Here is a 22,196-nt window from a genome sequence, read left to right on the forward strand (position 1 = left end):
CTAATACTCCGAATTATTTAGTTGTTTGAGGTGCTCTTAAAATTAATTCTTTCATGGCTCGCCGATAAACTTCTCTTTTAAAATTAACAACTTGCCGTAATGGATACCAATAACTTACCCATTGCCAGCTATCAAACTCAGGTTTATCACCATTGGTTAAACAAACCTTATTATCATCTGCCAATAACTTTAACAAAAACCACTTTTGCTTTTGACCTATACATCGCGGTTGAGTTTTTGAACGAATTAACCATTCTGGCAAACGATAACGTAGCCAGCCACCTGTACATGCTAGGACTTGCACATCTTGCTCTCTCAACCCTATTTCTTCATATAATTCACGATACAAGGCGTCCTCAGGTTTTTCACCCTGTTGAATACCTCCCTGTGGGAACTGCCATGCATCTTGATGAATACGTTTGGCCCATAAAACTTGACCTAGGTTGTTAGTAAGAATTAGTCCGACATTCAGGCGAAAACCATCTGAATCTATCACACTAACCATCTCCAAAAATTATTACTGCCATTGTTCCATAAAATTACATTATTCAAAAGCAGATAATATCAATTCAATGCAAATTTTCTTTTAGTAAATATTAAATTAGCCTGAGCGACGAAATAAATGCTAACAATTCATTGCAAGATAGGGATTTAATGCGCATAATTTTCGACAGCTAAACCTTATAATAAGTACGACTATTCTCTAGTCTATAAACACGCATAAATTTATGACGTAATTCTTTTAAATTGCTAAAATCAAACTATATTTAAAACAGAGATAATATATGAAACTAGCTTTATTTGATCTTGATAACACGCTTCTGGCTGGTGATAGTGATCATGCTTGGGGAGACTGGTTATGTAAATGGGGCATTCTCGATAAAGCGCATTACAAAGCAAAAAATGATGAGTTTTACGAAAGATACCAAGCGGGCACAATGGATGTTATGGAGTATCTAAATTTCAGCTTGGCTATTTTAGGTAAAGCTTCAGTTAAACAACTTCATGAGTGGCAACTGCAATTTATGCGCGACACAGTTGAACCAATGATCTTAAAAAAAGGTGAGGAGTTATTAGAACAGCACCGTAAAGAAGGCCATAAGCTAGTTATTATTACTGCAACTAATCGCTTTATTACGGAACCAATAGCCAAACGCCTTGGTGTAAATAATTTGATAGCAACCGAATGTGAGATGAAAGATGGCCATTACACAGGCAGACCAACAGGTGTGCCTTGTTATCAAGAAGGTAAAGTAACGCGACTGAAAGACTGGCTTAAACAAAATAATGCAGACCTTGAAGGTAGCTATTTTTATAGTGACTCGAAGAATGATCTACCTTTGCTATCACTGGTGGAAAATCCTGTCGCTGTAGACCCAGATGAAGACTTAAAAAAACATGCTCAAACACAAGGTTGGCCTATTATTTCTTTAAGAAACTAGGACAATTACTATTTTGTAATATTCAATAACTTGTTTATTCGCTTTTAAGTAGGAAGAAGATATGACAACAACTTATAAAGTTTCTGTTTTAGTGGGTAGTTTACGTAAGGGTTCTTATAATAGAAAGCTAGCGGAAGCAATGATTAAAATGGCTCCGCCCACGTTATCTTTAGAGATTGTTGAAATTGGTGAATTGCCCTTCTATAACGAAGATATAGATAATGAAGCACCTCCCGCTAGTTATACTAGTTTCCGCGAAAAAATTAGAGCCTCTGATGCCATTTTAATCGTAAGCCCAGAATACAATCGCTCTGTGCCTGCTGTATTAAAAAATGCCTTAGATGTAGGTTCTCGCCCTTACGGTAAGAGTGTTTGGAATGAGAAGCCAACCGCTGTTATTACTGCCTCTACAGGTGCTATTGGCGGGTTTGGAGCAAACCATCATATCCGTCAATCCTTAGTATTCTTAAATATGCCATGTATGCAACAGCCTGAAACCTACCTTGGCAATATTGCTGATGCTTTCGATGAGGCAGGCAATTTAAACGAACGTACTCATAACTTTGTGAAAAATATCGTTGAATGTTACGATAAATGGGTCAGACGTTTACTCGACTTACCTCTTTAATATCACTGAAAAGCCCACTAAATGTGGGCTTTTTAATACCATCATCTCTATTAATTACTTTCCTCCAAATTTGCCTTACACCTAGTTAGGCAAAACCAAATACCTTCTATTGTTAATTTCAGTTAAGCTCATTTTCAATATATTGCTAGGCAACTTATTAGAAAATTTATGTTGATACTTATTATTATTTTAATTTTCCTATTAGCAGGAATGATAAAAGGTGTGATTGGCCTAGGCTTACCAACCATAGCCATGGGCTTATTAACCCTATTCTTTTCACCTGTTACTGCTGCAGGACTGCTGATTATTCCTTCTTTAGTAACTAACATCTGGCAATTATGGTTAGGTGAAAATTTTTGGCCACTATTTAAACGGCTATGGCCAATGTTTATGGGTATAGTAATAGGCACTTTATGGAGTATTCTGCCACCCCTTACTTCTTCAAACGCCTGGGTGAGTGCTGCTTTAGGCATAATTCTGTGCCTGTATGGGCTATGGGGCATAGTGGGCAAAAAATTACCAACGGCGATTAAACATGAATACTGGCTTTCCCCTTTAGTAGGCTATATAACAGGTACTATTACAGCAGCCACAGGTGTTTTTGTACTACCTGCTGTTCCCTATTTACAAACATTACATTTGAATAAAAATGAACTGGTACAGGCATTAGGATTATCTTTTACTGCTTCAACTATCGCACTTGCTATACAACTTTTTATACAGGCCGACTTACCCACAATCAATTATGGTTTATCAATTCTAGCTGTAATCCCTGCCCTGATCGGTATGTATTTTGGTCAATTATTACGCAATATTATTAGCGAGCAAGTCTTTCGTCGTTACTTTTTTATTGGATTAATTCTATTAGGAAGCTATATGGTAATAAAAGATTTACTCTAAATTATCAGTTGTTAAACAACCAATAAAATCCCGATAATATTGTGGAAGTTCATTCAAAGAATGAGTACAAATTACTAATTTACGTTTAGCCCAATTGTCTTTTAAGCTAATGATACGGATATTTTTATCAGCTAATCGCTGTGCAGTAATGCGCGGCACAATTGCTATGCCAACACCATTGGCTACTACTTGGTATACTGCATCAAATGAACTCATGCGTACTCGATAATTAAGCCGTTTACCTAACTGTTTAACATAACCTTCAATGTACTGCTGTAAAGCTAAATGCTCCAATAATCCTATAAACTCTTGTTGTACAATATCTTGTAAAGAAACTTCTAACAGCGTTCCTAAACAATGTTGTTGATGCACAATGACAACTAGTTCATCATCACAAAAAGGTAATTGTTGCAAACCATCCAATTGCACAGAATCGGAAACTATTCCCAATGGTAAGGTTTTACTTTTTAAGCCACGCACAATATCAAGGCTTAACTTTTCTTGTAGTGTAAAAGAAATATGAGGGTTATTTTTTAAAAATGTAGCTATTTTACTCGGTAAGTATTCATTTAATGCTGAGGAGTTACAAGCTAATAAAATATGACCATGTAATCCTTTACTATATTGAAAAAGCTCATCACGCATACAATCAACATCTTGTAAAACATTAATCGCATGTTGTAAAAAAACTCTGCCTACCTCAGTAGTAATCACACCTGTTTTAGAACGTACTAATAAAGATGTACCTAACTCATCTTCAATACCTTTAATTCGTTCACTGGCTGATTGTAATGTGATACAAGAATTTGCTGCTCCCCCTGTAATACTACCAGCGTTACACACATTAACAAATAATCGTAAATCAACAAGATCAAATCGCATATCCTATCCATTGCAAGCAGTTATTTAGTTATTTGATAAACAACAAAGGGAACTATAAAGTTCCCTTTGTTAGACTGCATAGGTCGTTACATCTATTACATATTAGCAATAATTGCATCACCAAATTGTGAACAAGAAAGTAACTTAGCACCTTCCATTAAACGTTCAAAGTCATAGGTTACGGTTTTAGCAGCAATCGCACCATCAATACCTTTGATAATTAAATCAGCCGCTTCATACCAACCCATATGACGTAACATCATTTCAGCAGATAGAATTACTGAGCCTGGGTTTACTTTATCTTGACCAGCATATTTTGGAGCAGTACCGTGTGTTGCTTCAAACATAGCGATTGAATCAGAAAGGTTAGCACCTGGCGCAATACCAATACCACCTACTTGAGCTGCTAATGCATCAGATAAGTAGTCACCATTTAAGTTAAGGGTAGCAATTACGTCATACTCAGCAGGACGTAATAAGATTTGCTGTAACATAGCATCAGCAATAGCATCTTTTACAATGATGTTTTTGCCAGTTTTTGGGTTCTTGAATTGCATCCAAGGACCACCATCCAGTAATTCAGCACCAAATTCTTTCTGTGCTACTTCATAACCCCAATCTTTGAAAGCACCTTCTGTGAATTTCATAATATTGCCCTTATGAACAATAGTTAATGATTCACGATCGTTATCAATAGTGTACTGTAATGCTTTACGTACTAAACGCTTAGTACCTTCTTCAGATACTGGTTTAATACCGATACCACAATGCTCAGTGAAACGAATTTTCTTAACACCCATTTCTTTGGTTAAGAATTCAATTACTTTTTTAGCTTCTGGGCTATCTGCTTTCCACTCAACGCCTGCATAGATATCTTCTGAGTTTTCACGGAAGATAACCATATCTACTAAGCCTGGCTCTTTAACTGGACTAGGAACGCCTTTGAACCAACGTACTGGACGTTGACATACATATAAATCTAATTGTTGACGTAAGGCTACGTTTAATGAACGGATACCACCACCTACTGGCGTAGTTAATGGACCTTTAATAGAAACAACATAATCACGCACTGCTGCTAATGTTTCATCAGGCAACCAAGTGTCTTTATCGTATACTTGAGTCGCTTTTTCACCCGCGTAGACTTCCATCCACTCAATTTTACGCTTGCTACCATAAGCTTTTTCAATAGCAGCATCTACCACTTTGATCATTACTGGGCTGATATCAACACCAATACCATCACCTTCAATAAAAGGGATAATCGGATTATCAGGAACATTGAGAGAAAAATCTTGATTTACCGTAATTTTTTGACCATTTGCCGGAACTTTAATTTTAGTCATTACAAAACTCCATCGTTTTATTATGTTTTAACAATATGCTATAAGAAGAGACAATTCTTTTACTAAATAATTCTACTTATATAAAAATAGCTCTCAATGCCCAAAATAGGCGACTATTTTTGTAGTTTTTCACCTATAATCTTACACACTTTAAGGTTTAAACTGTAGTAAATTACCAATTATACCACTTAAATAGAAATGAGGAAATTATGCGCTTTCTACCCCATGTTACTGTTGCTACTATTGTTGAAGATAAAGGGCGCTTTTTAATGGTAGAAGAAATCAAAAATAATCGCAAAGTTTTAAATCAACCCGCAGGACACCTTGAAAGAAACGAAACATTATTAGCAGCAGCATTGCGCGAAACATTAGAAGAAACCGCATGGGATGTAGAGTTAACAGGCGTTATTGGTGTTTACTTATTCACAGGGGATAACGGTATTAGCTATCAACGAATATGTTTTGCGGCCAATCCTCTTAAACACTATCCCGACCAACCTTTAGACGATGGCATCGTGGGCACGGTTTGGTTAACCCGTGATGAATTAATGGCACAGCGCGATCATTGGCGTAATCCGATGATCTTAAATTGTATAGATGATTACTTAGCAGGACATATTTATCCATTAAGCGTTATTCGTGTCTGATTTTCTGTTAAAATAAATCCCTTTAATCGATTATCTAAATTATTTATGAAGTTTGATCCAACTAATACACGTGTTATCGTCGGCATGTCTGGCGGTGTAGATTCATCTGTTTCAGCACTCCTTCTTCAACAACAAGGTTTCCAAGTGGAAGGCTTATTTATGAAGAATTGGGAAGAAGATGATGGTACAGAATATTGTACAGCTAAAGAAGATTTAGCTGATGCACAGGCTGTGTGTGATAAATTAGGGATTAAACTGCATACCGCTAACTTTGCAGCTGAATATTGGGATAATGTTTTTGAGCATTTTCTAGAAGAATATAAAGCAGGACGTACTCCCAACCCAGATATTCTTTGTAACAGAGAAATTAAATTTAAAGCATTTTTAGATTATGCCTTAATGCTAGGTGCTGATCTTATTGCCACTGGTCATTACGTCCGTCGCCATGATGAAAATGGTCAAACCTTATTATTAAAAGGATTAGACCCCAATAAAGATCAAAGCTACTTTTTACATGCAGTAGCAGGTGAACAATTAGCCAGAAGCCTATTCCCCGTAGGCGAATTAGAAAAACCTGCTGTTCGCGCTATTGCTGAGCAATATGATCTAATTACAGCCCGCAAAAAAGACTCCACAGGTATTTGCTTTATTGGTGAACGTCGCTTTAGTGATTTTCTAAAACAATACTTACCTGCCCAACCTGGCAATATTGAAACCACCACAGGCGAGGTAATAGGTAAGCACCATGGTTTAATGTATCACACCATTGGTCAACGCCAAGGGTTAGGTATTGGTGGTTTAAAAAATGCCTCTGAAGATCCTTGGTATGTGATGGCAAAAGACTTACAACGTAATGTCCTGATCGTTGGCCAAGGTAATGATAACCCTTGCCTATTTGCTAATGGCTTAACTTGCAAAGAAATTTATTGGGTAAACCCCATTGATTTAAGCCAGCCATTAGCCCTTACAGCTAAAGTCAGGTATCGCCAAGCAGATCAAGCTTGTACACTAGCCAAAACAGAACATGGTTACCATATTAGCTTTGCTCAACCACAACGCGCTGTTACACCTGGCCAATCCGTTGTGTTTTATCAAAATGAAATTTGCTTAGGTGGTGGCGTGATAGAAACTGTTGAGCCAGACCCTCTCATATTAATTAAAGAACGACATTATGACTAAACAACAAGAACAATTAATCGCGTTAGGCGCAATATTTACTGCTGCCTTACAAGTAGATAAATTAGCAAGAACAGGGCTAGTTGATGAGCCTGTTGTGAAATGCTTAATTAATAGTTTATTGGTCATAAATCCACAAACTACTATAGATGTCTATGGTGGTGATGATACTGAGCTAGTTGATGGCTATCGTTTTTTATGTAAATTTTTAGAACGTAATGCAGGTATTTCGCGAGAAACATTACGCTATGGTTTATCACTGATTTTATTAGAGCGTAAACTTAGTAGCAATAATGCAATGCTTAATACCATTAGCACGCGCTTAGAGCAAATTCGCAGCAAAGTAGAACACTTTGGTATTTTGCATGATAATGTAACAGCCGCCTGTGGTGCTTTGTATGAAGAAACTATCAGTACCTTTAACCATCGTATTCAAGTGATGGGCGATGTAAGATATTTACAACAACCGAATGCTGCTGCACAAATCAGGACTTTATTATTAGCGGGTATTCGTTCTGCCATGTTATGGCATCAACTAGGTGGTAGACGTTGGCATTTATTGTTGAAAAGAAAAAAATTACTAGCCGATTTATTACAACGTTTGCAGTATTAATTAACAACCTATCTTATTATTATTGTTCCCCATAAAAATAAAGGTAAGTTTTAACTTACCTTTATTTCACTGTGACAAAGATTATTTTTTATCTTTGTTAGTATTGCTACTTCCAGGTTGTTTGTGACCTTGATCCTTTGATTTATCATCTCTTTTAATGCTAGTGTCACTAGCTGGTTTTTTAGATTTGTCGTCATGTTTAATATCTTTGTTCATTTTTATTCTCCTATAGAATTACTGAACATTGTTAGGTAAGTTATCTTACCTGTGTTTAGACTATGCCTAAATTTTTGGGCTAACCATCAGGCTTTAGTAGATAAATATTAAATCATTCATAAGGTTATTAAGACTAAAGGTATATACTCTTAAGCAATTTTACTGTCTGAAATGTAAGTACATATTATTTCCTTAATTGGAGGCGTTTTAATAACCTTGCAAGGTTCGCTCGATTAACCCCTAATTCACGTGCCGTTGCTGACAGATTATTTTGATGTACCTGCAACCGCTCACTAATATAATTACGTAAAAAGTCATCTTGAATAGACCTTAAATCTTTTCCTTTAGCTTGTGAATGAAGGTTTACAGGTGTTTCCTCTAACTTATCTTGGTCATTATCTAGCAACTGCAAGTCTTGTTTTGATAATGAGAGAATGGTTTGTTTATTGGCAACAGATCGACTTAATAAGCGTAATGCAGCACGGGCAATAACATGTTCTAACTCGCGCACATTACCAGGCCAAGAATAGGCTAATAATGCCGCTTGTGCTAGCGGTTCCAAACGTAATGCACGCAGTCCTAACCGAGAACGATTTTGCTCTAAAAAATAACCTGCTAATAATAAAATATCATTACCACGTGCACGTAATGACGGAATATGCATAGGGTATACACTTAACCGATGATACAAATCTGCACGAAATCGTCCCTCTTTAACTTCATTGGTTAAGTCACGATTAGTAGCCGCCAATATACGCACATTTACATGTAACTCTTTATCAGCGCCTACCCTTTGTAATTGACCATTTTGTAATACTCTTAATAATTTTGCTTGTGCTGCTAAAGGTAACTCACCTACTTCATCTAAAAATAAAGTACCATTATTGGCCTGCTCAAATTTACCTGCTCGATCGCTAATAGCACCCGAAAAAGCTCCTTTCACATGGCCAAATAACTCACTTTCTATCAAATTTTCTGGTAATGCGGCACAGTTAACAGCAACTAGTGGTTGGCGGTTTCTAGCAGAGGCCTGATGAATACCATAAGCCACTAACTCTTTACCCACTCCCGTTTCACCCGTAATTAAAACGGTTAGATCACTATTAGCCACTAACTCTATTTCTTTCTTCAATTTTAAGAAAGGTTCACTTTCCCCTATCCATTTATGAATAGGCTGAGTAATGGCTAAACGAAAGGATTCAGCTCGCTCTTGTTCTAATTTAGCTTGTGATCTTAACTGCTCTATACGTTCACCTACATTCACTGTCGCTACAGTTAGGCTAGCGATTAATTGCAGTAAATTAAAATCTACCTTATCAAAGCTATTTCGTTCTAATGCATCTAAGGTTAATAACCCCCATAACTTGCCATGGCAGAACAATACACATCCCATACAGTCATGCACTTCTAATTGTTGACTGGTTACGCCATCAATTAGACCATCATAGGGATCAGGCAATGGACTATTTGCAGGAAAGCGCATTGGTTCTGGGCAATCCAGTAATATTTTAAAACGAGGATGATCATCGATAACAAAACGACGCCCTAATGTATCTTTACTGAGTCCATTAACGGCTAAAGGAACAAGATAGTCACCTTCCAACCGTAACAATGCTACAGCATCGCAAGAGACAAGCCGTCGTATTGCCATTAATAAGCGTTGATAACGCTCTGCGCTAGGTAACTCTAATGCTAAGTCATCTACTAAGTTGGTAATACTATTAAGCCAAGATAATGTAGTCATAATTATTCTTTGTAGTTAAATAAACTTATTCTTATAGTATCATAATGACATATGCCAAATACATGTTATTGATAAATAATATATTCCAATATGGCATGTATCTTGATAATAGATAACTCCATAGTAATTAAAGTAATAAATGGAGATATTTGATGTTAACCAATGCACAGCGCAATATTATTAAAGCCACTGTTCCTTTATTAGAAACAGGAGGTGAAGCACTCACCAAACATTTTTATACTATTATGCTGAACGAATATACCGATGTAAGACCTCTTTTCAATAAAACCAATCAACTAACAGGCGATCAACCACGCGCTTTAGCGCATAGTATTCTTATGTATGCTAAGCATATTGATAATCTTCAACAATTAGGCGATTTGGTTGCAATAATTACCAATAAACACGCTGCACTACAGGTATTACCTGAACAATATGCAATTGTGGGTAGTTGTATATTACGCGCCATTGGTGAAGTACTAGGTGCAGAAGTAGCGACTTATGAAGTGATTGAAGCATGGCGAGTAGCTTATGGACAATTAGCGGATGTATTGATTAAGGTAGAGGAAGAGCTTTATCAACAACAAGAAGATGTTACAGGCGGTTGGCGTGGGGAACGTTTATTTAGAGTCGCTAAAAAAGTGCCTGAAAGCAGCGAGATTGTTTCTTTTTATCTTGAACCTAAAGATGGCAAAGCTATTATTGCTCACAAGGCAGGGCAATATTTGGGGTTACGTTTTGTACTATTAGAAGGTGAGCAACGGCGTAACTATTCTATTTCTGAAGCCGCCAATGGCAAATATTATAGAATCAGTGTTAAACGCGAACCACAGGGTGTTATTTCTAATCATTTACACGACAATGTCAAAGAAGGCGATATTATTCGTGTTTACCCGCCCTTTGGTGAATTCACCTTACAAGACAGTGATAAACCACTGCTATTAATTTCTGGTGGGGTTGGTATTACTCCTATATTATCCATGTTACAAACAGCATTAACCAGTCAACGGCCTATTTATTTTATTCACGCTGCTCGTAATGCTGAAGTTGATGGCTTTAGAAATTGGATTAAGCAACAACAGAAAACCCATAGTAATCTGCATTGTTTTTATTGTTATGAACAAGATCCTCATCAACTTGCTGACGCAGAAGGTATGATAGATCATACATTATTGGCAAAGTGGTTACCCGCAGATAAAGACTGTGATGCCTATTTGTTAGGGCCTAAACCTTTTATGGCTACGATTAAAAAAGCCTTAAAAGAATTAGGTGTCCCTGAAACACAAACCCATTTTGAATTCTTTGGACCAGCGAGCGAATTAGCTTAATGTTCATTATCCCTTATAGATAACCATAATCTATAAGGGATATATGTTTTATAAAATACTCAATGGATACTGAACGATTAACCGTAGTTCATCCAGATTATCACGGCCATATGCATTATGTTTACCATTAACAGAATAATCCGTACCACCACCAAAGTTAGATCGATATTGAGCATGCTGTAAAACAAAACTCAACTCCTTTGCCTTACCCTCTTGTATGGTATACCCTAGTTGAATATTTCGCTCCCAAGACTTACCCTTACGACGATAATCTTTATTTTCAGCAGTGGCCTTGCTACCCTTAACATAAGCGGCTACAAAGGTTAAACCAGGCACACCATAATCAGCAAAATCTAAATCGTAGCGAACTTGCCACGAACGTTGATTTTCAAAGTTAAAGTCACTGTACTGCATTGAATTCGCTACTGCTATTGCAGCACCACCCTCAATATCATAAGGGAAAGAGGTACGACCTAAACCACCTGTTCCCGAATTACGTTGGTAAGCGACTGTAAAGGTATGTGCCTGATAACTATAAGCAGCAGCGATACTCCATAAATCTGAATTAATTCGTCGGTTATCGCCATTTGCTCTTAATTCATCAGCATAACCTTTACCAACGCTTTTGGTTTTATACCAATTAAAGTCTAAATCAATGTCACTATCTTCATTGAACTCATAGTTGTAATTTAAATTAGCGTAGTACTTTTTCCAGAAATCTTTGTTTTTGGAAGCATATAATTTGCCTGAAAAACTATCATTAAACTGATATTCAGCGCCTGCAAAGTAAACTCGTTTTAATGTTTTGCCATTATCAAAAAAAGCACTGTCTTGTCTGATAGAATCCTGATGGGAGTATTCTTGGCCACGTAACGCGGTGAAATAACCTGCATTAATAACTAAATTATCAATCTCTTGACTACGCAGTAAAAATCCAGTGGCATCTTCAGGTAATAATTTATCTTCAATGGGTTGTGTTGCAAACACAGGCGTATCAACCATCATTTGGCCGTATTTAAGTTCTGTTTTTGAAATACGAAGTTTTAAGGCTGGTGCTAATTTAGAAATATTATCTTGTGGGCGTCCTGATCTGCCATCGGCAGGGAATAGATTGTTGACATCATCACTACTGCGCCCCCTACCGCCATCCAATTTATAGGCTGTCATTGTCATTACATCAATACCAAAACCAACCGTTCCCTCTGTAAAACCTGATTGATAAATGCCAATTAACGCTGTACCAAAATCCTCTGCTTGACCATGATCTTTATCGCTTTTTGCATAACCTCCCAAGCTATAGAAACCTCCTTTGCGAGCATTACTACTCATATACATGGTTCGGCTAATTACTTCTAAACGACTGTCGTCAATAAAACCCTTTGACGTTTGTTGACTTACAATATCATCGGCAATAGACCAATTGGATAAACCTATAATCCCTATTGCTACCAATACACCCCTGTTACGTAGCTGCATATCACTCTCCTAAATTAAACGACAGTAATTTATAACATCACTTATTAATTTGTAGCCCATAGTAAACCGTTATAATCGATAATGATAATTATTATTAATTAATGGATCGCTTGTTTAAGATATAAAAATTCTATTACTCAATCTCAACTAACTTGTATGAGTACCACAAATAAGTAAGGGTAGCCTTAGCTACCCTTATTTAGAAGATTACAGATAAAATCTATTATGCATCATGCTTTTTTAAGATAACGTAAATTTCATCTTTTAACTTTAATTTTTCTTTCTTTAATGTTTCAACTTCTGAATCTGCAGCAAAGCTAGCTTCTAAGTTTTTAATTTTATGGTCTAAATCATTATGCTTTTCAAATAATTTAGAGAAATGAGCGTCTTCAGTTTTTAATTTAGATATTAGATCACGATATTCTGGAAACATAATAAATTTTCCCTATTACAATAGTTTATTAAACGGTAAAAATATACCCTACTCTCTTTTAAGAAATTTATTAGTGACTTATCAATAATATAAAGCTATCTTCAACTATTATTTAAGCACTAACAAATAACTAAAACCTTTAATGGCAGTTTTGGCTGCTTATTATTTACGACGTTTGCTACCACCAGATATACTTCCTAATATACCACGAATAATACGATTGGTCAGTTGTGTTGTGACACGTTTCGATGCTTTTTGCACAACACCATCATACTGACCACCTCTAGGCCCAGTGCGACCAAATAAAAATTCTTTAACACTTTGCATAAAACCACCAGATTCATTGTTATCTGATGTAGCCTTGCCATTACTACCTTTACTCACTGCTGGTTTTGTCCCTTTGTTACTACTTAGCAACTCATAAGCAGACTCACGGTCTATAGCCTCTTCATATTTACCAAACAGTGCAGAACTATTCAATAAACTATTACGCTCTTCTTTTGTTAAGATACCCATGCGTGAGCAAGGGGCTATCACTGTTGCTCTTTCCACAATAGTTGGTGTACCTTTCGTATCTAAAAAAGACACTAATGCTTCACCTACACCTAACTCAGTAATTACTTGTTCAGCATTAAAAGCAGGGTTAGTACGCATGGTTTGCGCAGCCGCTTTAACGGCTTTTTGATCGCGTGGCGAAAAAGCTCGTAAGGCATGCTGTACACGATTACCTAATTGCCCCAAAATACGATCAGGAATATCCAACGGGTTTTGCGTTACAAAAAAGATACCAACCCCTTTGGAGCGAATTAATCTCACCACTTGTTCAATTTTTTCTAATAGTGCGTTATTTGCATTAGTAAATAATAAATGGGCTTCATCAAAAAAGAAAACTAACTTAGGTTTTTCTAAATCGCCTACTTCGGGCAATGTTTCATATAGCTCTGAGAGGAGCCATAATAAAAAGGTTGAATAGAGTGTTGGTGAGTTATAGAGTTTTTCTGCGGCTAATATATTAACGAAGCCATCGCCTTGTTCATTAGTACGCATTAAATCATTAACATCTAACATTGGCTCACCAAAAAATTGGTTGCCGCCTTGTTCTTCTAGGGTTAATAAACCACGTTGAATAGCTCCAATAGACGCTGTACTCACATTACCATAGGTTGTTTTAATTTCATCAGCATGTTCACCTACATACTGCACCATCGATCTTAAATCTTTTAAATCAAGCAATAGCAGGCCATTATCATCGGCTACTTTAAAGACTATTTGTAATACACCTGCTTGTACATCGCTTAAGCTTAACAGACGACTAATTAATAAAGGGCCTAAATCAGAAATAGTAGCGCGAATAGGATGCCCTTGCTCGGCATAGACATCCCAAAACACAATAGGTGACGCTTTTGCCTGCCAATCTTCGACTTGCAGCGCTGTTAGCCGTTGTTGTAACTTTTCTGATAATACGCCTTGCGCACCAATACCAGATAAATCTCCCTTTACATCTGCCATAAAAACTGGCACTCCTATGGCTGAAAAAGATTCAGCAATTTTTTGTAAAGTTACTGTTTTACCTGTACCTGTGGCTCCAGTAATTAAGCCATGACGATTAGCCATATTAGGTAAAATAGCCAAAGGCTCTAAATTAGCAGTTTTGGCGATAATCAGTGGCGCTACCATAAAAGTTTCCCAAAAAAATAGAGAATAATATTCTACTAAAAAACATAATCTATTGATATTACCGAAATTGCCGATTTAATAATGTGCTCAACACCACTAAATAGTAAGGATTAGCTGGCAGTTAGTTTAGAAAAACATTAACTTTTATCGCTTATATTATTCTTTACTCAATTACTCTATTGAATACTTGTTAGGCCATTGCTAACTATCTAAATTAGTTAGTGTTTTATTAAAAGCTATGACAATTTAAAAACCATCTTTTAAAAATAATCTCTAAAATTTTGATCTCTGTGACTTGTTGAGTAACAAATTGTTAAGTATGCTTCGCATACTAATTATTTTCATAAATCAAATTATCACTCAAGTAGAATTCAAATTATGTCTAATTTAAAAACGTTATCACTTGAATACCATAGTCAACCCCGCCCAGGAAAACTCTCTGTCGAAATCACCAAGCCAACAGCAACCGCTAAAGACCTCGCCTTAGCCTATAGCCCAGGAGTGGCTGAACCTGTTCGTGAAATCGCCAGAGACTCAGAACTAGCCTATAGCTATACAGGCAAAGGTAACCTTGTAGCTGTAATTTCTAATGGTACCGCTATTTTAGGTCTTGGTGATCTAGGCGCTCTAGCTTCTAAACCAGTGATGGAAGGAAAAGGCGTATTATTTAAACGTTTTGCTGGTATTGATGTATTTGATATTGAAGTTGATACAAAAGACCCACAGGCATTTATTAATACCGTAAAAAATATTGCTGGTACTTTTGGTGGTATTAACTTAGAAGATATTAAAGCGCCTGAATGTTTCGAAATTGAGCAAAAACTGATCGAGCTTTGTGATATTCCTGTATTCCATGACGATCAACATGGCACAGCGATTGTAACCGCAGCTGGTATGCTAAATGCTTTAGAAATTGCTGGCAAAAAAATTGAAGAAGCGAAGATTGTGTGTTTAGGTGCAGGGGCAGCTGCTACTTCTTGCATGAAATTATTAGTGAGTGTTGGCGCTAAAATAGAAAATATCTACATGGTTGACCGTAAAGGTATTATCCATGCAGAACGTACTGATCTCAATCCTTACAAAGCACAATTTGCTAATAAAACTGATAAGCGTACATTAGAAGATGCCTTAACAGGTGCGGATGTGTTTGTCGGTTTATCTGGTCCTAACTTATTATCGGCAGAGGGCTTAAAACTAATGGCAGCAGATCCTATTGTATTTGCTTGTTCTAATCCTGACCCTGAAATTAGCCCAGAGCTTGCTCACGCTACTCGCCCTGATGTTATTATGGCGACAGGTCGTTCAGACTACCCTAACCAAGTGAATAATGTTTTAGGTTTCCCATTTATCTTCCGTGGTGCATTAGATGTACGTGCTACTGCGATCAATGAAGAAATGAAAATAGCCGCTGCTTATGCATTAAGAGATCTGGCTAAACATGATGTTCCTAAAGAAGTGTGTGATGCTTATGGTGCGGACTGTTTTAACTTTGGCCGTGAGTACATCATTCCTAAACCCAATGATCCACGCTTATTAACTGTTGTATCAGATGCGGTAGCTAAAGCTGCAATAGATTCAGGGGTGGCAACATTACCTTACCCTAACAACTATCCATTACAATCAGTGGAAGATGTATTTACCAAGTAATCTTTGCAATCAAAAAAGGGTAGTTTAACTACCCTTTTTTATTTTATAAAATAAATAGTAGCGACTGCTGTTACTGCTTAGCTACTATAAGCTAATCACTCAACGCCATCCCTTAATACGATTGATTATTTATTGCTGATATACCATTAACCACACAATTGGGTAATTGTTTTCGTAGTTCTGTTATCTGTGTCTGTTTGCCACTGATCGTTAAATACTTCAAATATTTTAATTTTGATAACTGTTTAAACACTTTAGGATTATCTAATAATTCCATGTCTAGCAATTGCAAAAAAACTATCTGGCTACTGGCTAACAAAAAACTTAAATCTGTTAATTGCTGATTACCTGATAAATCTAACCACACTAATTTTTTTAGTTTTTTAATAAAGCTAAAATCAGTTAATTGCGGACATTGATTAACAGCTAAATACATCAATCCTTTTGCTTGCTCTATTTGCTGTAGATGCTGTAACTGTGCTAAGTAACTTAGCTCTAATGCTTCCAGTTGCTTACCTGCTGGAATTATTACGGTTGTTATCGTATCAGAAGTACTTATCACTAATTTAGTAAGTGCTTTTGTTAAAACAGTAAAATCTAAACATTGGCTGCTGTCTTTATACAGATAGAGGCCATGATAAAAATCCTCTAAACCATTTTGCTTAATATATTCTTCAAAATGATCTTGAAATAGATTATATGCTGGCCCATCTTTAATATAACGGTGCTTTAATAAAGTAATAAAGGCTAATAATTCTTTTTTAGAAAGTGCCTCAAAAAATAAAGGCTTTATATCAGCTAATAATTCAATATGGGGAACATCTTGTAACCACTGCCCTACATCCGCATAGCCAAAACCTGCTGGTGCTGTTTGCAGTTTATTTTGTAGAAAGGCTAAATCCACCATATTGACAGTTATTAACTAAACCTTTTCATCATCATAGCCGTAGAACTTAACACCTAATTTAATAACTTCACGGCCTTTTTGACGACGCCAACGGTTTGTATCACGCAGTGAATAAATACATCCACAATACTCTTGTTGGTAAAATTCTTCGCGCTTGCTAATTTCAATCATGCGTTGCGAGCCGCCCTTTTTCCGCCAATTATAATCCCAATACACAATATCAGGGTATTTAGCTGCTGCTCTTACACCACAATCATTAATCTGTTGCATATTTTTCCAGCGTGAAATCCCTAATGAGCTACTAATTACATGAAAACCATGTTCATGGGCATATAATGCGGTACGTTCAAAACGCATATCAAAACACATGGTACAGCGTATGCCACGCTCTGGTTCATCTTCCATTCCTTTGGCACGCTCAAACCAATTATCCGTATCATAATCCGCATCCACAAAAGGAATATTATGTTTTTCTGCAAAACGAATATTCTCTTCTTTACGAATTAAATATTCTTTTTCAGGATGAATATTAGGATTATAGAAAAACACGGTATAGTCGATACCAGAAGCCTGTAATGCTTCCATTACCTCACCCGAACAAGGCGCACAGCAAGAATGGAGTAATAACTTATCTTGCTCATTAGGTAACACTAGTTTTTCACGGATAACAGCTGTACTCATTTATTAATACCAAACAACAACAAAATTAAAATTATATCACTATCCCCAAGTCAGCTATAGTTATTGTTATACAATTTTAGACAAGGCGAATGACTGAAAACACTACAATTAATCTACTAATTCTAAAGTGCCTTGCATTAATCCTATATGCTCTGGATAGCTACAAAAAAAGCTATATTGTTGTCCCTGCTGTAATTGGCTTACTCCAAAAGTGATGGTTGTACGTTGTCCACCACCAATTAGTTTTGTATGAGCAATAATACGCGGATCATTATTAATATAATCCGTTTCTTTTTCAAGAATAACTGCTTGGGCTACTTGCTCTTTATCTTGGGCTTTGGTTAACACCCAATTATGCCCCATCACACCTTTATCTAAATGGCCATCATGGATAAGATTGATAGTAAAGCTTTGACAGCTTTGACTGACTTTAATATGGTCTGTATCCCATTCAATTCGATCATTACTATGAATGGTTATGCTACAGCTAGGAGAAGCTATTACATGACTAATAGCTCCTAGCAACATAACTAAGCCAACAATGACTGGCTTAATATACCCCGTTGTCATACTAATTTTTAACTTGGCTTAACAGATACTCTGTTAACAAGGGTACAGGGCGACCTGTTGCGCCTTTTTCTTTACCACCACTTACCCATGCGGTACCTGCCACATCTAAATGGGCCCAAGGATATTTGCTAGCAAAACGAGAAAGGAAACAACCTGCAGTAATAGTACCTGCTTTAGGCCCTCCGATATTCGCCATATCTGCAAATGGGCTATCTAATTGTTGCTGATACTCATCAAATAACGGCAATTGCCAAGCTCTATCATCTACTTGTTTACCTGCTTCAAGTAAATCGTTGATTAACTCCTCATCATTACCCAATAAACCACTGACTTGCGTACCTAAAGCAACAATACAAGCCCCTGTTAGGGTAGCAATATCAATCACTACTTTTGGTTTATAACGTTCTGCATAAGTTAATGTGTCGCAAAGCACTAAACGACCTTCAGCATCTGTATTTAGGATCTCTACTGTTTGTCCATTCATGGTTTTTACAATATCGCCTGGACGAGTAGCATGGCCACTTGGCATATTTTCAGCACAAGCCATTAACCCCACCACATTAATTGGTAATTGCAATTCAATTAATGCTTTAAATACACCTAATACCGAAGCAGCACCACACATATCATATTTCATTTCGTCCATGCCAAGCGCAGGTTTCAGGCTAATACCACCCGTATCAAAGGTAATGCCTTTACCCACTAATACAATGGGTTGCTCAGATTTTTTCTTAGCCCCATTATATTGTAAAGCAATCAATCTTGGTGGTTGTTCACTGCCTTGTGCTACCGCCAAAAAAGCGCCCATTTTCAGGGTTTTCATTTTCTTTTCATCAAGCACTTCTATCGTCACACGCTTATCTAATTTAGCCAATGCTTCTGCTTGTTTTGCAAAATAGCTAGGATGGCAAATATTAGCAGGGGTATTACCTAAATCACGGGTTAAAGCCATACCCGCAGCAATCGCTTGCGACTCAATAATTGCTTGCTCAACCAATCGGCTGTTTACTTTGTCAGTACATAAGGTAACGGTTGAGAACTTATAAGGTTCTGCTTTCTTACTTTTATATTCATCAAAACAATAACTACTTGTTTCTAAAGTTTCTACCAATAAGCGCGTTTTACTGTAAAGATCTCGACCTTTAACATCTACATCATCTACTACAAATAGCGCATCTGTACCACCTAATTGCTTTAAGGTATTAAAACAAGTTATAGTCCATTTACGGTATTGGGCATCAGATAAAGGTTGCTCACCCACACCTACTAGTAATACGCGATTAGCCTTTAGTTGCTGATTAGTTTGCAATATAAATGTTTGTACCAAGTTGCTCTGAAAATCACCCCATTTAATAATATTTTTAATCGCACCTTGGGTTAATGTATCCACTATTTCGGCTGTCGCACTCAGTTTGCCGCCCTTACCAACAGCTACCACCCACGTTGAAATTTTAAGCGCTTCTGGGCGATTATTCTTAACATTAAATTGCATGTTTATCCTCTAATTCATTCACTTATTTCAATAACTAAAATGACTGGTAATCTCTTTTAACTCGTTACCTTCAAACTTCAATACATAATAAAGGCTATTAGAAACAATATAAACCCATTCCTCAATAGGTACATCCTCAAAATAATTTCCCCAGCCTTTAGTAATTCTGCGTCCCCATCCTAGGAAACTCTTGCTGTAAGGCTCACCACAACGATTAATAACATCCATTTGACTATTACCTGTGCCTACTAAACCCCCACTGCAACGCCAAGTACTAGCAGCAAATGCACTAGGGGTAAGAACACTAATAAATAAAATTAATGCTATTAATTGTCTCATAAATTTTTCATATTAGGATGTAATATTTGTTTAATAATTATAATCACCAAAATTAGTATTGAACTGCAAAATAAGTGCGTTCTATCTGCGTTAACAAAAGTTTATAACAAACAATAACTAGCCGTTATTATAAGGCCACTCAATTGGTTGGAAAATAAGACTCTATGCTAACTAATTTACCACCTTCAAAACGTAATAAACTATAAGCAGTTGCAGAGCCTGTAGTTTGATTATATATCCATTCTTCTATAGGCACATTACCTTCGCTACTTCCATCTCCAGTGAATCCTACAAATAGTTGTGTATCAGGTATGCCACATTTTCTTTCAACTTCAAATACACGTTCGCCTACTGAAACTACTTTTGTACCACAACGCATGGTTTTAAACTGAGCTTGAGCAGAAAAAACACTCATCATCAGAACCAATAATAGATATTTGTTTTTCATATAATTACTCTCTGCCAACAAGGATTAATATTAATTATTCTTTATATATAAACTTTATACGCTTTTATAATAAAACAACTGTTTATAAAATTCATTGTTATTATTGGTATATTGCCTGATATTTCACAAAACATTGATGTTTAGATAAGCTATTCTAAAATTATTTTTTGACGCATCATCTTTTTTGGTAGTTAAAGAATAAGAAAAGCAAGAGCCAGTCGATAAGCCGGGTTCTGTCGCGAACAGTCATTCATCTACGATGGCCATCACTGGACATCTTTAGCAACCTACCCGAATCCAACGCGGGCCACGCTTAGGATTCCTATTTGGTCTTGCTCCAAGTGGGGTTTACCTAGCCACAAACTGTTACCAGTTGTGCGGTGCGCTCTTACCACACCTTTTCACCCTTACCGTTAGCATATGCTACTTAGGCGGTTATTTTCTGCGGCACTTTCCGTAGGCTTTCACCTCCCAGGCGTTACCTGGCACTTTGCCCTATGGAGCCCGGACTTTCCTCCCCTTTTTATAAACATGTTATAAAAAGCAGCGACTGTTTGACCGGCTCTTGCTGGAAGTAAGCATACCCTTTTAAATACTGAGAAACAAGCTAAAAACTTTTTTCCTTTAGTGAGTATAGTTTAAAGTTTTTCTATTAGAGTCACGCATTAAAAAATATAATGATAAAACCAGTAATTACATTAACTACAATCATGACTATATACTGATTACTGTTTATTATTGTTATTAGTTAGTTGCAAGGCATATTGATACAGTTTATTTTTACGCTCTCCTGTAATTTCAGCCGCTAAAGCTGCAGCTTGCTTAACAGGTAAGTCAACTAATAAGATTTTTAAAACTCGCTCAGTTTGTTGATTAATCTCTGCTTGTTCTGGGGCTTTCCAACCTTCAATGAGTAGTACACATTCACCACGCTGCTGATTACTATCCGCTTCTACCCATTGCACTAATTCAGCTAATGGAGCATTTTTAATGGTCTCAAAGGTTTTTGTTAATTCTCTGGCTAATACAGCTTGACGATTTGCGCCAAAAATAGTCGCTAAATCTTGTAAACTTTCTAATAAACGATGGGGAGCTTCATAAAAGATAATGGTTCTTTGTTCTTCTTTCAATGCTTCTAGGGTTGCTTTTCTCGTTGATGATTTAGCTGGTAAAAAACCTTCAAAACTAAAACGATCAGAAGGTAGACCTGCTACTGATAAGGCAGCGATTACTGCACATGCCCCTGGAATAGGGACTACTTTGATCCCTTGTTGTTGTGCTTGCTTGACTAAATGAAAACCAGGATCAGAAATCAATGGCGTTCCAGCATCGGAAATGAGAGCTATATTTTTTCCTGCCAATAATAACTGCACAAAATAGTTTTGTTGTTCTCGCTCATTATGATCGTGACAGGCTTTAAGCGGTGTATTAATGGCAAAATGCTGTAATAGTTTGGTGCTATGGCGGGTATCTTCAGCCGCTACCAAGTCTACTTCACGTAAAATTCGCAAAGCACGATTGGTAATATCTTCCAAATTACCAATTGGTGTTGCCACTATATAAAGTGTTCCACTAGCAGACTGCTCTATCAAAATAATACCTTT

At 36.7% G+C, this 22,196-nt stretch carries 23 protein-coding genes and 1 other RNA gene; 8 read left to right on the forward strand and 16 right to left on the reverse strand.

All coding sequences use genetic code 11. From position 1 onward, the window contains the following. Positions 1–13 precede the first annotated feature (13 nt). Positions 14–496, reverse strand: a complete 483-nt coding sequence (gene rppH, locus JHT90_RS11145) for an RNA pyrophosphohydrolase (protein WP_201090960.1) — start codon at positions 494–496, stop codon at positions 14–16. Between the two features lie 289 nt (positions 497–785). Between rppH and JHT90_RS11150 the strand changes: the two genes are divergently transcribed. The 3 genes from JHT90_RS11150 to JHT90_RS11160 all read left to right on the forward strand — a co-directional run bounded on the left by JHT90_RS11150 (position 786) and on the right by JHT90_RS11160 (position 2,970). Further along, the gene (locus JHT90_RS11150) at positions 786–1,442 is read left to right on the forward strand and encodes a histidinol-phosphatase (RefSeq protein ID WP_201090962.1); all 657 of its coding nucleotides are present in this window, start codon (positions 786–788) and stop codon (positions 1,440–1,442) included. A 61-nt stretch (positions 1,443–1,503) separates the two neighbouring features. After that, positions 1,504–2,070 carry an NADPH-dependent FMN reductase gene (locus JHT90_RS11155; RefSeq protein WP_201090964.1) on the forward strand — a complete coding sequence of 189 codons (567 nt, stop codon included), beginning with the start codon at positions 1,504–1,506 and terminating at the stop codon, positions 2,068–2,070. Between the two features lie 168 nt (positions 2,071–2,238). Continuing rightward, entirely contained in the window at positions 2,239–2,970 is a 732-nt protein-coding gene (locus tag JHT90_RS11160; RefSeq protein WP_201090965.1) for a sulfite exporter TauE/SafE family protein, read from the forward strand. On the opposite strand, the gene JHT90_RS11165 is transcribed toward JHT90_RS11160, so the two are convergent. Then, positions 2,962–3,852 carry a LysR substrate-binding domain-containing protein gene (locus JHT90_RS11165; RefSeq protein WP_201090967.1) on the reverse strand — a complete coding sequence of 297 codons (891 nt, stop codon included), beginning with the start codon at positions 3,850–3,852 and terminating at the stop codon, positions 2,962–2,964. The two genes, JHT90_RS11160 and JHT90_RS11165, sit on opposite strands and share 9 nt — an antisense overlap. A gap of 95 nt (positions 3,853–3,947) precedes the next feature. Beyond that, positions 3,948–5,198, reverse strand: a complete 1,251-nt coding sequence (gene icd / locus JHT90_RS11170; RefSeq protein WP_201090969.1) for an NADP-dependent isocitrate dehydrogenase — start codon at positions 5,196–5,198, stop codon at positions 3,948–3,950. A gap of 209 nt (positions 5,199–5,407) precedes the next feature. Between icd and JHT90_RS11175 the strand changes: the two genes are divergently transcribed. The 3 genes from JHT90_RS11175 to hflD are packed head-to-tail and all read left to right on the forward strand — an operon-like array spanning position 5,408 to position 7,634. Then, entirely contained in the window at positions 5,408–5,845 is a 438-nt protein-coding gene (locus tag JHT90_RS11175; RefSeq protein WP_201090971.1) for an NUDIX hydrolase, read from the forward strand. Positions 5,846–5,890: 45 nt separating this feature from the next. Then, a complete protein-coding gene (gene mnmA, locus JHT90_RS11180; RefSeq protein ID WP_201090973.1) occupies positions 5,891–7,024 on the forward strand; it encodes a tRNA 2-thiouridine(34) synthase MnmA in 1,134 nt (377 codons plus the stop codon). After that, positions 7,017–7,634: a high frequency lysogenization protein HflD gene (gene hflD / locus JHT90_RS11185; RefSeq protein WP_201090975.1), complete on the forward strand. Its 618-nt coding sequence runs from the start codon at positions 7,017–7,019 to the stop codon at positions 7,632–7,634. The genes mnmA and hflD overlap by 8 nt, the downstream gene beginning before the upstream one ends. Before the next feature lie 81 nt (positions 7,635–7,715). Here the strand turns inward: hflD and JHT90_RS15345 are convergent, their stop codons facing one another. Together JHT90_RS15345 and norR are read right to left on the reverse strand one after the other, a co-directional pair. Beyond that, positions 7,716–7,850 (reverse strand): hypothetical protein, encoded by a 135-nt coding sequence (locus tag JHT90_RS15345; protein WP_269090264.1) that lies wholly within the window; start codon positions 7,848–7,850, stop codon positions 7,716–7,718. A 184-nt stretch (positions 7,851–8,034) separates the two neighbouring features. Continuing rightward, complete coding sequence (gene norR / locus JHT90_RS11190; RefSeq protein WP_201090977.1) at positions 8,035–9,594, reverse strand: nitric oxide reductase transcriptional regulator NorR; 1,560 nt, start codon at positions 9,592–9,594, stop codon at positions 8,035–8,037. Positions 9,595–9,746: 152 nt separating this feature from the next. On the opposite strand from norR, the gene hmpA reads away from it, so the two are divergent. Further along, positions 9,747–10,922, forward strand: coding sequence for an NO-inducible flavohemoprotein (gene hmpA, locus JHT90_RS11195; protein ID WP_201090979.1), 1,176 nt, complete (start codon positions 9,747–9,749; stop codon positions 10,920–10,922). Positions 10,923–10,970: 48 nt separating this feature from the next. Here hmpA and JHT90_RS11200 read toward each other — a convergent pair whose 3' ends face one another. The 3 genes from JHT90_RS11200 to JHT90_RS11210 all read right to left on the reverse strand — a co-directional run bounded on the left by JHT90_RS11200 (position 10,971) and on the right by JHT90_RS11210 (position 14,508). Next, entirely contained in the window at positions 10,971–12,398 is a 1,428-nt protein-coding gene (locus JHT90_RS11200; RefSeq protein WP_201090980.1) for an OprD family outer membrane porin, read from the reverse strand. A 223-nt stretch (positions 12,399–12,621) separates the two neighbouring features. Then, positions 12,622–12,831 (reverse strand): YdcH family protein, encoded by a 210-nt coding sequence (locus tag JHT90_RS11205; protein ID WP_201090981.1) that lies wholly within the window; start codon positions 12,829–12,831, stop codon positions 12,622–12,624. A 162-nt stretch (positions 12,832–12,993) separates the two neighbouring features. Beyond that, positions 12,994–14,508: a helicase HerA-like domain-containing protein gene (locus tag JHT90_RS11210; RefSeq protein WP_201090982.1), complete on the reverse strand. Its 1,515-nt coding sequence runs from the start codon at positions 14,506–14,508 to the stop codon at positions 12,994–12,996. Between the two features lie 378 nt (positions 14,509–14,886). Here JHT90_RS11210 and JHT90_RS11215 point away from each other — a divergent pair, with 378 nt between their 5' ends. Beyond that, complete coding sequence (locus JHT90_RS11215; protein WP_201090983.1) at positions 14,887–16,155, forward strand: malic enzyme-like NAD(P)-binding protein; 1,269 nt, start codon at positions 14,887–14,889, stop codon at positions 16,153–16,155. A gap of 112 nt (positions 16,156–16,267) precedes the next feature. On the opposite strand, the gene JHT90_RS11220 is transcribed toward JHT90_RS11215, so the two are convergent. The 8 genes from JHT90_RS11220 to rsmI all read right to left on the reverse strand — a co-directional run bounded on the left by JHT90_RS11220 (position 16,268) and on the right by rsmI (position 22,184). Continuing rightward, positions 16,268–17,062: a leucine-rich repeat domain-containing protein gene (locus JHT90_RS11220; protein WP_201090984.1), complete on the reverse strand. Its 795-nt coding sequence runs from the start codon at positions 17,060–17,062 to the stop codon at positions 16,268–16,270. A 15-nt stretch (positions 17,063–17,077) separates the two neighbouring features. Beyond that, positions 17,078–17,743: an epoxyqueuosine reductase QueH gene (locus tag JHT90_RS11225; RefSeq protein ID WP_201090986.1), complete on the reverse strand. Its 666-nt coding sequence runs from the start codon at positions 17,741–17,743 to the stop codon at positions 17,078–17,080. 108 nt (positions 17,744–17,851) lie between these two features. Continuing rightward, positions 17,852–18,313, reverse strand: a complete 462-nt coding sequence (azu, locus tag JHT90_RS11230; protein ID WP_201090988.1) for an azurin — start codon at positions 18,311–18,313, stop codon at positions 17,852–17,854. A 1-nt stretch (position 18,314) separates the two neighbouring features. Then, complete coding sequence (locus JHT90_RS11235) at positions 18,315–19,805, reverse strand: leucyl aminopeptidase (RefSeq protein WP_201090990.1); 1,491 nt, start codon at positions 19,803–19,805, stop codon at positions 18,315–18,317. Positions 19,806–19,832: 27 nt separating this feature from the next. Continuing rightward, positions 19,833–20,144, reverse strand: coding sequence for a DUF2845 domain-containing protein (locus JHT90_RS11240; protein WP_201090991.1), 312 nt, complete (start codon positions 20,142–20,144; stop codon positions 19,833–19,835). 139 nt (positions 20,145–20,283) lie between these two features. After that, entirely contained in the window at positions 20,284–20,592 is a 309-nt protein-coding gene (locus JHT90_RS11245; protein ID WP_201090992.1) for a DUF2845 domain-containing protein, read from the reverse strand. Between the two features lie 206 nt (positions 20,593–20,798). Continuing rightward, positions 20,799–21,158, reverse strand: an RNA gene (gene rnpB, locus JHT90_RS11250) — RNase P RNA component class A. Between the two features lie 159 nt (positions 21,159–21,317). Beyond that, positions 21,318–22,184 (reverse strand): 16S rRNA (cytidine(1402)-2'-O)-methyltransferase, encoded by an 867-nt coding sequence (gene rsmI, locus JHT90_RS11255; protein WP_236253932.1) that lies wholly within the window; start codon positions 22,182–22,184, stop codon positions 21,318–21,320. Between the last annotated feature and the right edge of the window lie 12 nt (positions 22,185–22,196).

This window comes from Entomomonas asaccharolytica, from assembly GCF_016653615.1.
GTDB classification, from domain to species: domain Bacteria; phylum Pseudomonadota; class Gammaproteobacteria; order Pseudomonadales; family Pseudomonadaceae; genus Entomomonas; species Entomomonas asaccharolytica.

What these genes read in the sequence shown, in the direction of transcription:
- JHT90_RS11235 (WP_201090990.1), bottom strand. Translation starts at nt 19,805, where the DNA reads ATGCAATTTAATGTTAAGAATAATCGCCCAGAAGCGCTTAAAATTTCA.
- JHT90_RS11165 (WP_201090967.1), bottom strand. Translation starts at nt 3,852, where the DNA reads ATGCGATTTGATCTTGTTGATTTACGATTATTTGTTAATGTGTGTAAC.
- JHT90_RS11160 (WP_201090965.1), top strand. Translation starts at nt 2,239, where the DNA reads ATGTTGATACTTATTATTATTTTAATTTTCCTATTAGCAGGAATGATA.
- JHT90_RS11210 (WP_201090982.1), bottom strand. Translation starts at nt 14,508, where the DNA reads ATGGTAGCGCCACTGATTATCGCCAAAACTGCTAATTTAGAGCCTTTG.
- JHT90_RS11240 (WP_201090991.1), bottom strand. Translation starts at nt 20,144, where the DNA reads ATGAGACAATTAATAGCATTAATTTTATTTATTAGTGTTCTTACCCCT.
- mnmA (WP_201090973.1), top strand. Translation starts at nt 5,891, where the DNA reads ATGAAGTTTGATCCAACTAATACACGTGTTATCGTCGGCATGTCTGGC.
- JHT90_RS11220 (WP_201090984.1), bottom strand. Translation starts at nt 17,062, where the DNA reads ATGGTGGATTTAGCCTTTCTACAAAATAAACTGCAAACAGCACCAGCA.
- JHT90_RS11150 (WP_201090962.1), top strand. Translation starts at nt 786, where the DNA reads ATGAAACTAGCTTTATTTGATCTTGATAACACGCTTCTGGCTGGTGAT.
- JHT90_RS11200 (WP_201090980.1), bottom strand. Translation starts at nt 12,398, where the DNA reads ATGCAGCTACGTAACAGGGGTGTATTGGTAGCAATAGGGATTATAGGT.
- icd (WP_201090969.1), bottom strand. Translation starts at nt 5,198, where the DNA reads ATGACTAAAATTAAAGTTCCGGCAAATGGTCAAAAAATTACGGTAAAT.
- hmpA (WP_201090979.1), top strand. Translation starts at nt 9,747, where the DNA reads ATGTTAACCAATGCACAGCGCAATATTATTAAAGCCACTGTTCCTTTA.
- JHT90_RS11175 (WP_201090971.1), top strand. Translation starts at nt 5,408, where the DNA reads ATGCGCTTTCTACCCCATGTTACTGTTGCTACTATTGTTGAAGATAAA.
- norR (WP_201090977.1), bottom strand. Translation starts at nt 9,594, where the DNA reads ATGACTACATTATCTTGGCTTAATAGTATTACCAACTTAGTAGATGAC.
- JHT90_RS11215 (WP_201090983.1), top strand. Translation starts at nt 14,887, where the DNA reads ATGTCTAATTTAAAAACGTTATCACTTGAATACCATAGTCAACCCCGC.
- hflD (WP_201090975.1), top strand. Translation starts at nt 7,017, where the DNA reads ATGACTAAACAACAAGAACAATTAATCGCGTTAGGCGCAATATTTACT.
- JHT90_RS11245 (WP_201090992.1), bottom strand. Translation starts at nt 20,592, where the DNA reads ATGAAAAACAAATATCTATTATTGGTTCTGATGATGAGTGTTTTTTCT.
- azu (WP_201090988.1), bottom strand. Translation starts at nt 18,313, where the DNA reads ATGACAACGGGGTATATTAAGCCAGTCATTGTTGGCTTAGTTATGTTG.
- JHT90_RS11205 (WP_201090981.1), bottom strand. Translation starts at nt 12,831, where the DNA reads ATGTTTCCAGAATATCGTGATCTAATATCTAAATTAAAAACTGAAGAC.
- JHT90_RS15345 (WP_269090264.1), bottom strand. Translation starts at nt 7,850, where the DNA reads ATGAACAAAGATATTAAACATGACGACAAATCTAAAAAACCAGCTAGT.
- JHT90_RS11155 (WP_201090964.1), top strand. Translation starts at nt 1,504, where the DNA reads ATGACAACAACTTATAAAGTTTCTGTTTTAGTGGGTAGTTTACGTAAG.
- JHT90_RS11225 (WP_201090986.1), bottom strand. Translation starts at nt 17,743, where the DNA reads ATGAGTACAGCTGTTATCCGTGAAAAACTAGTGTTACCTAATGAGCAA.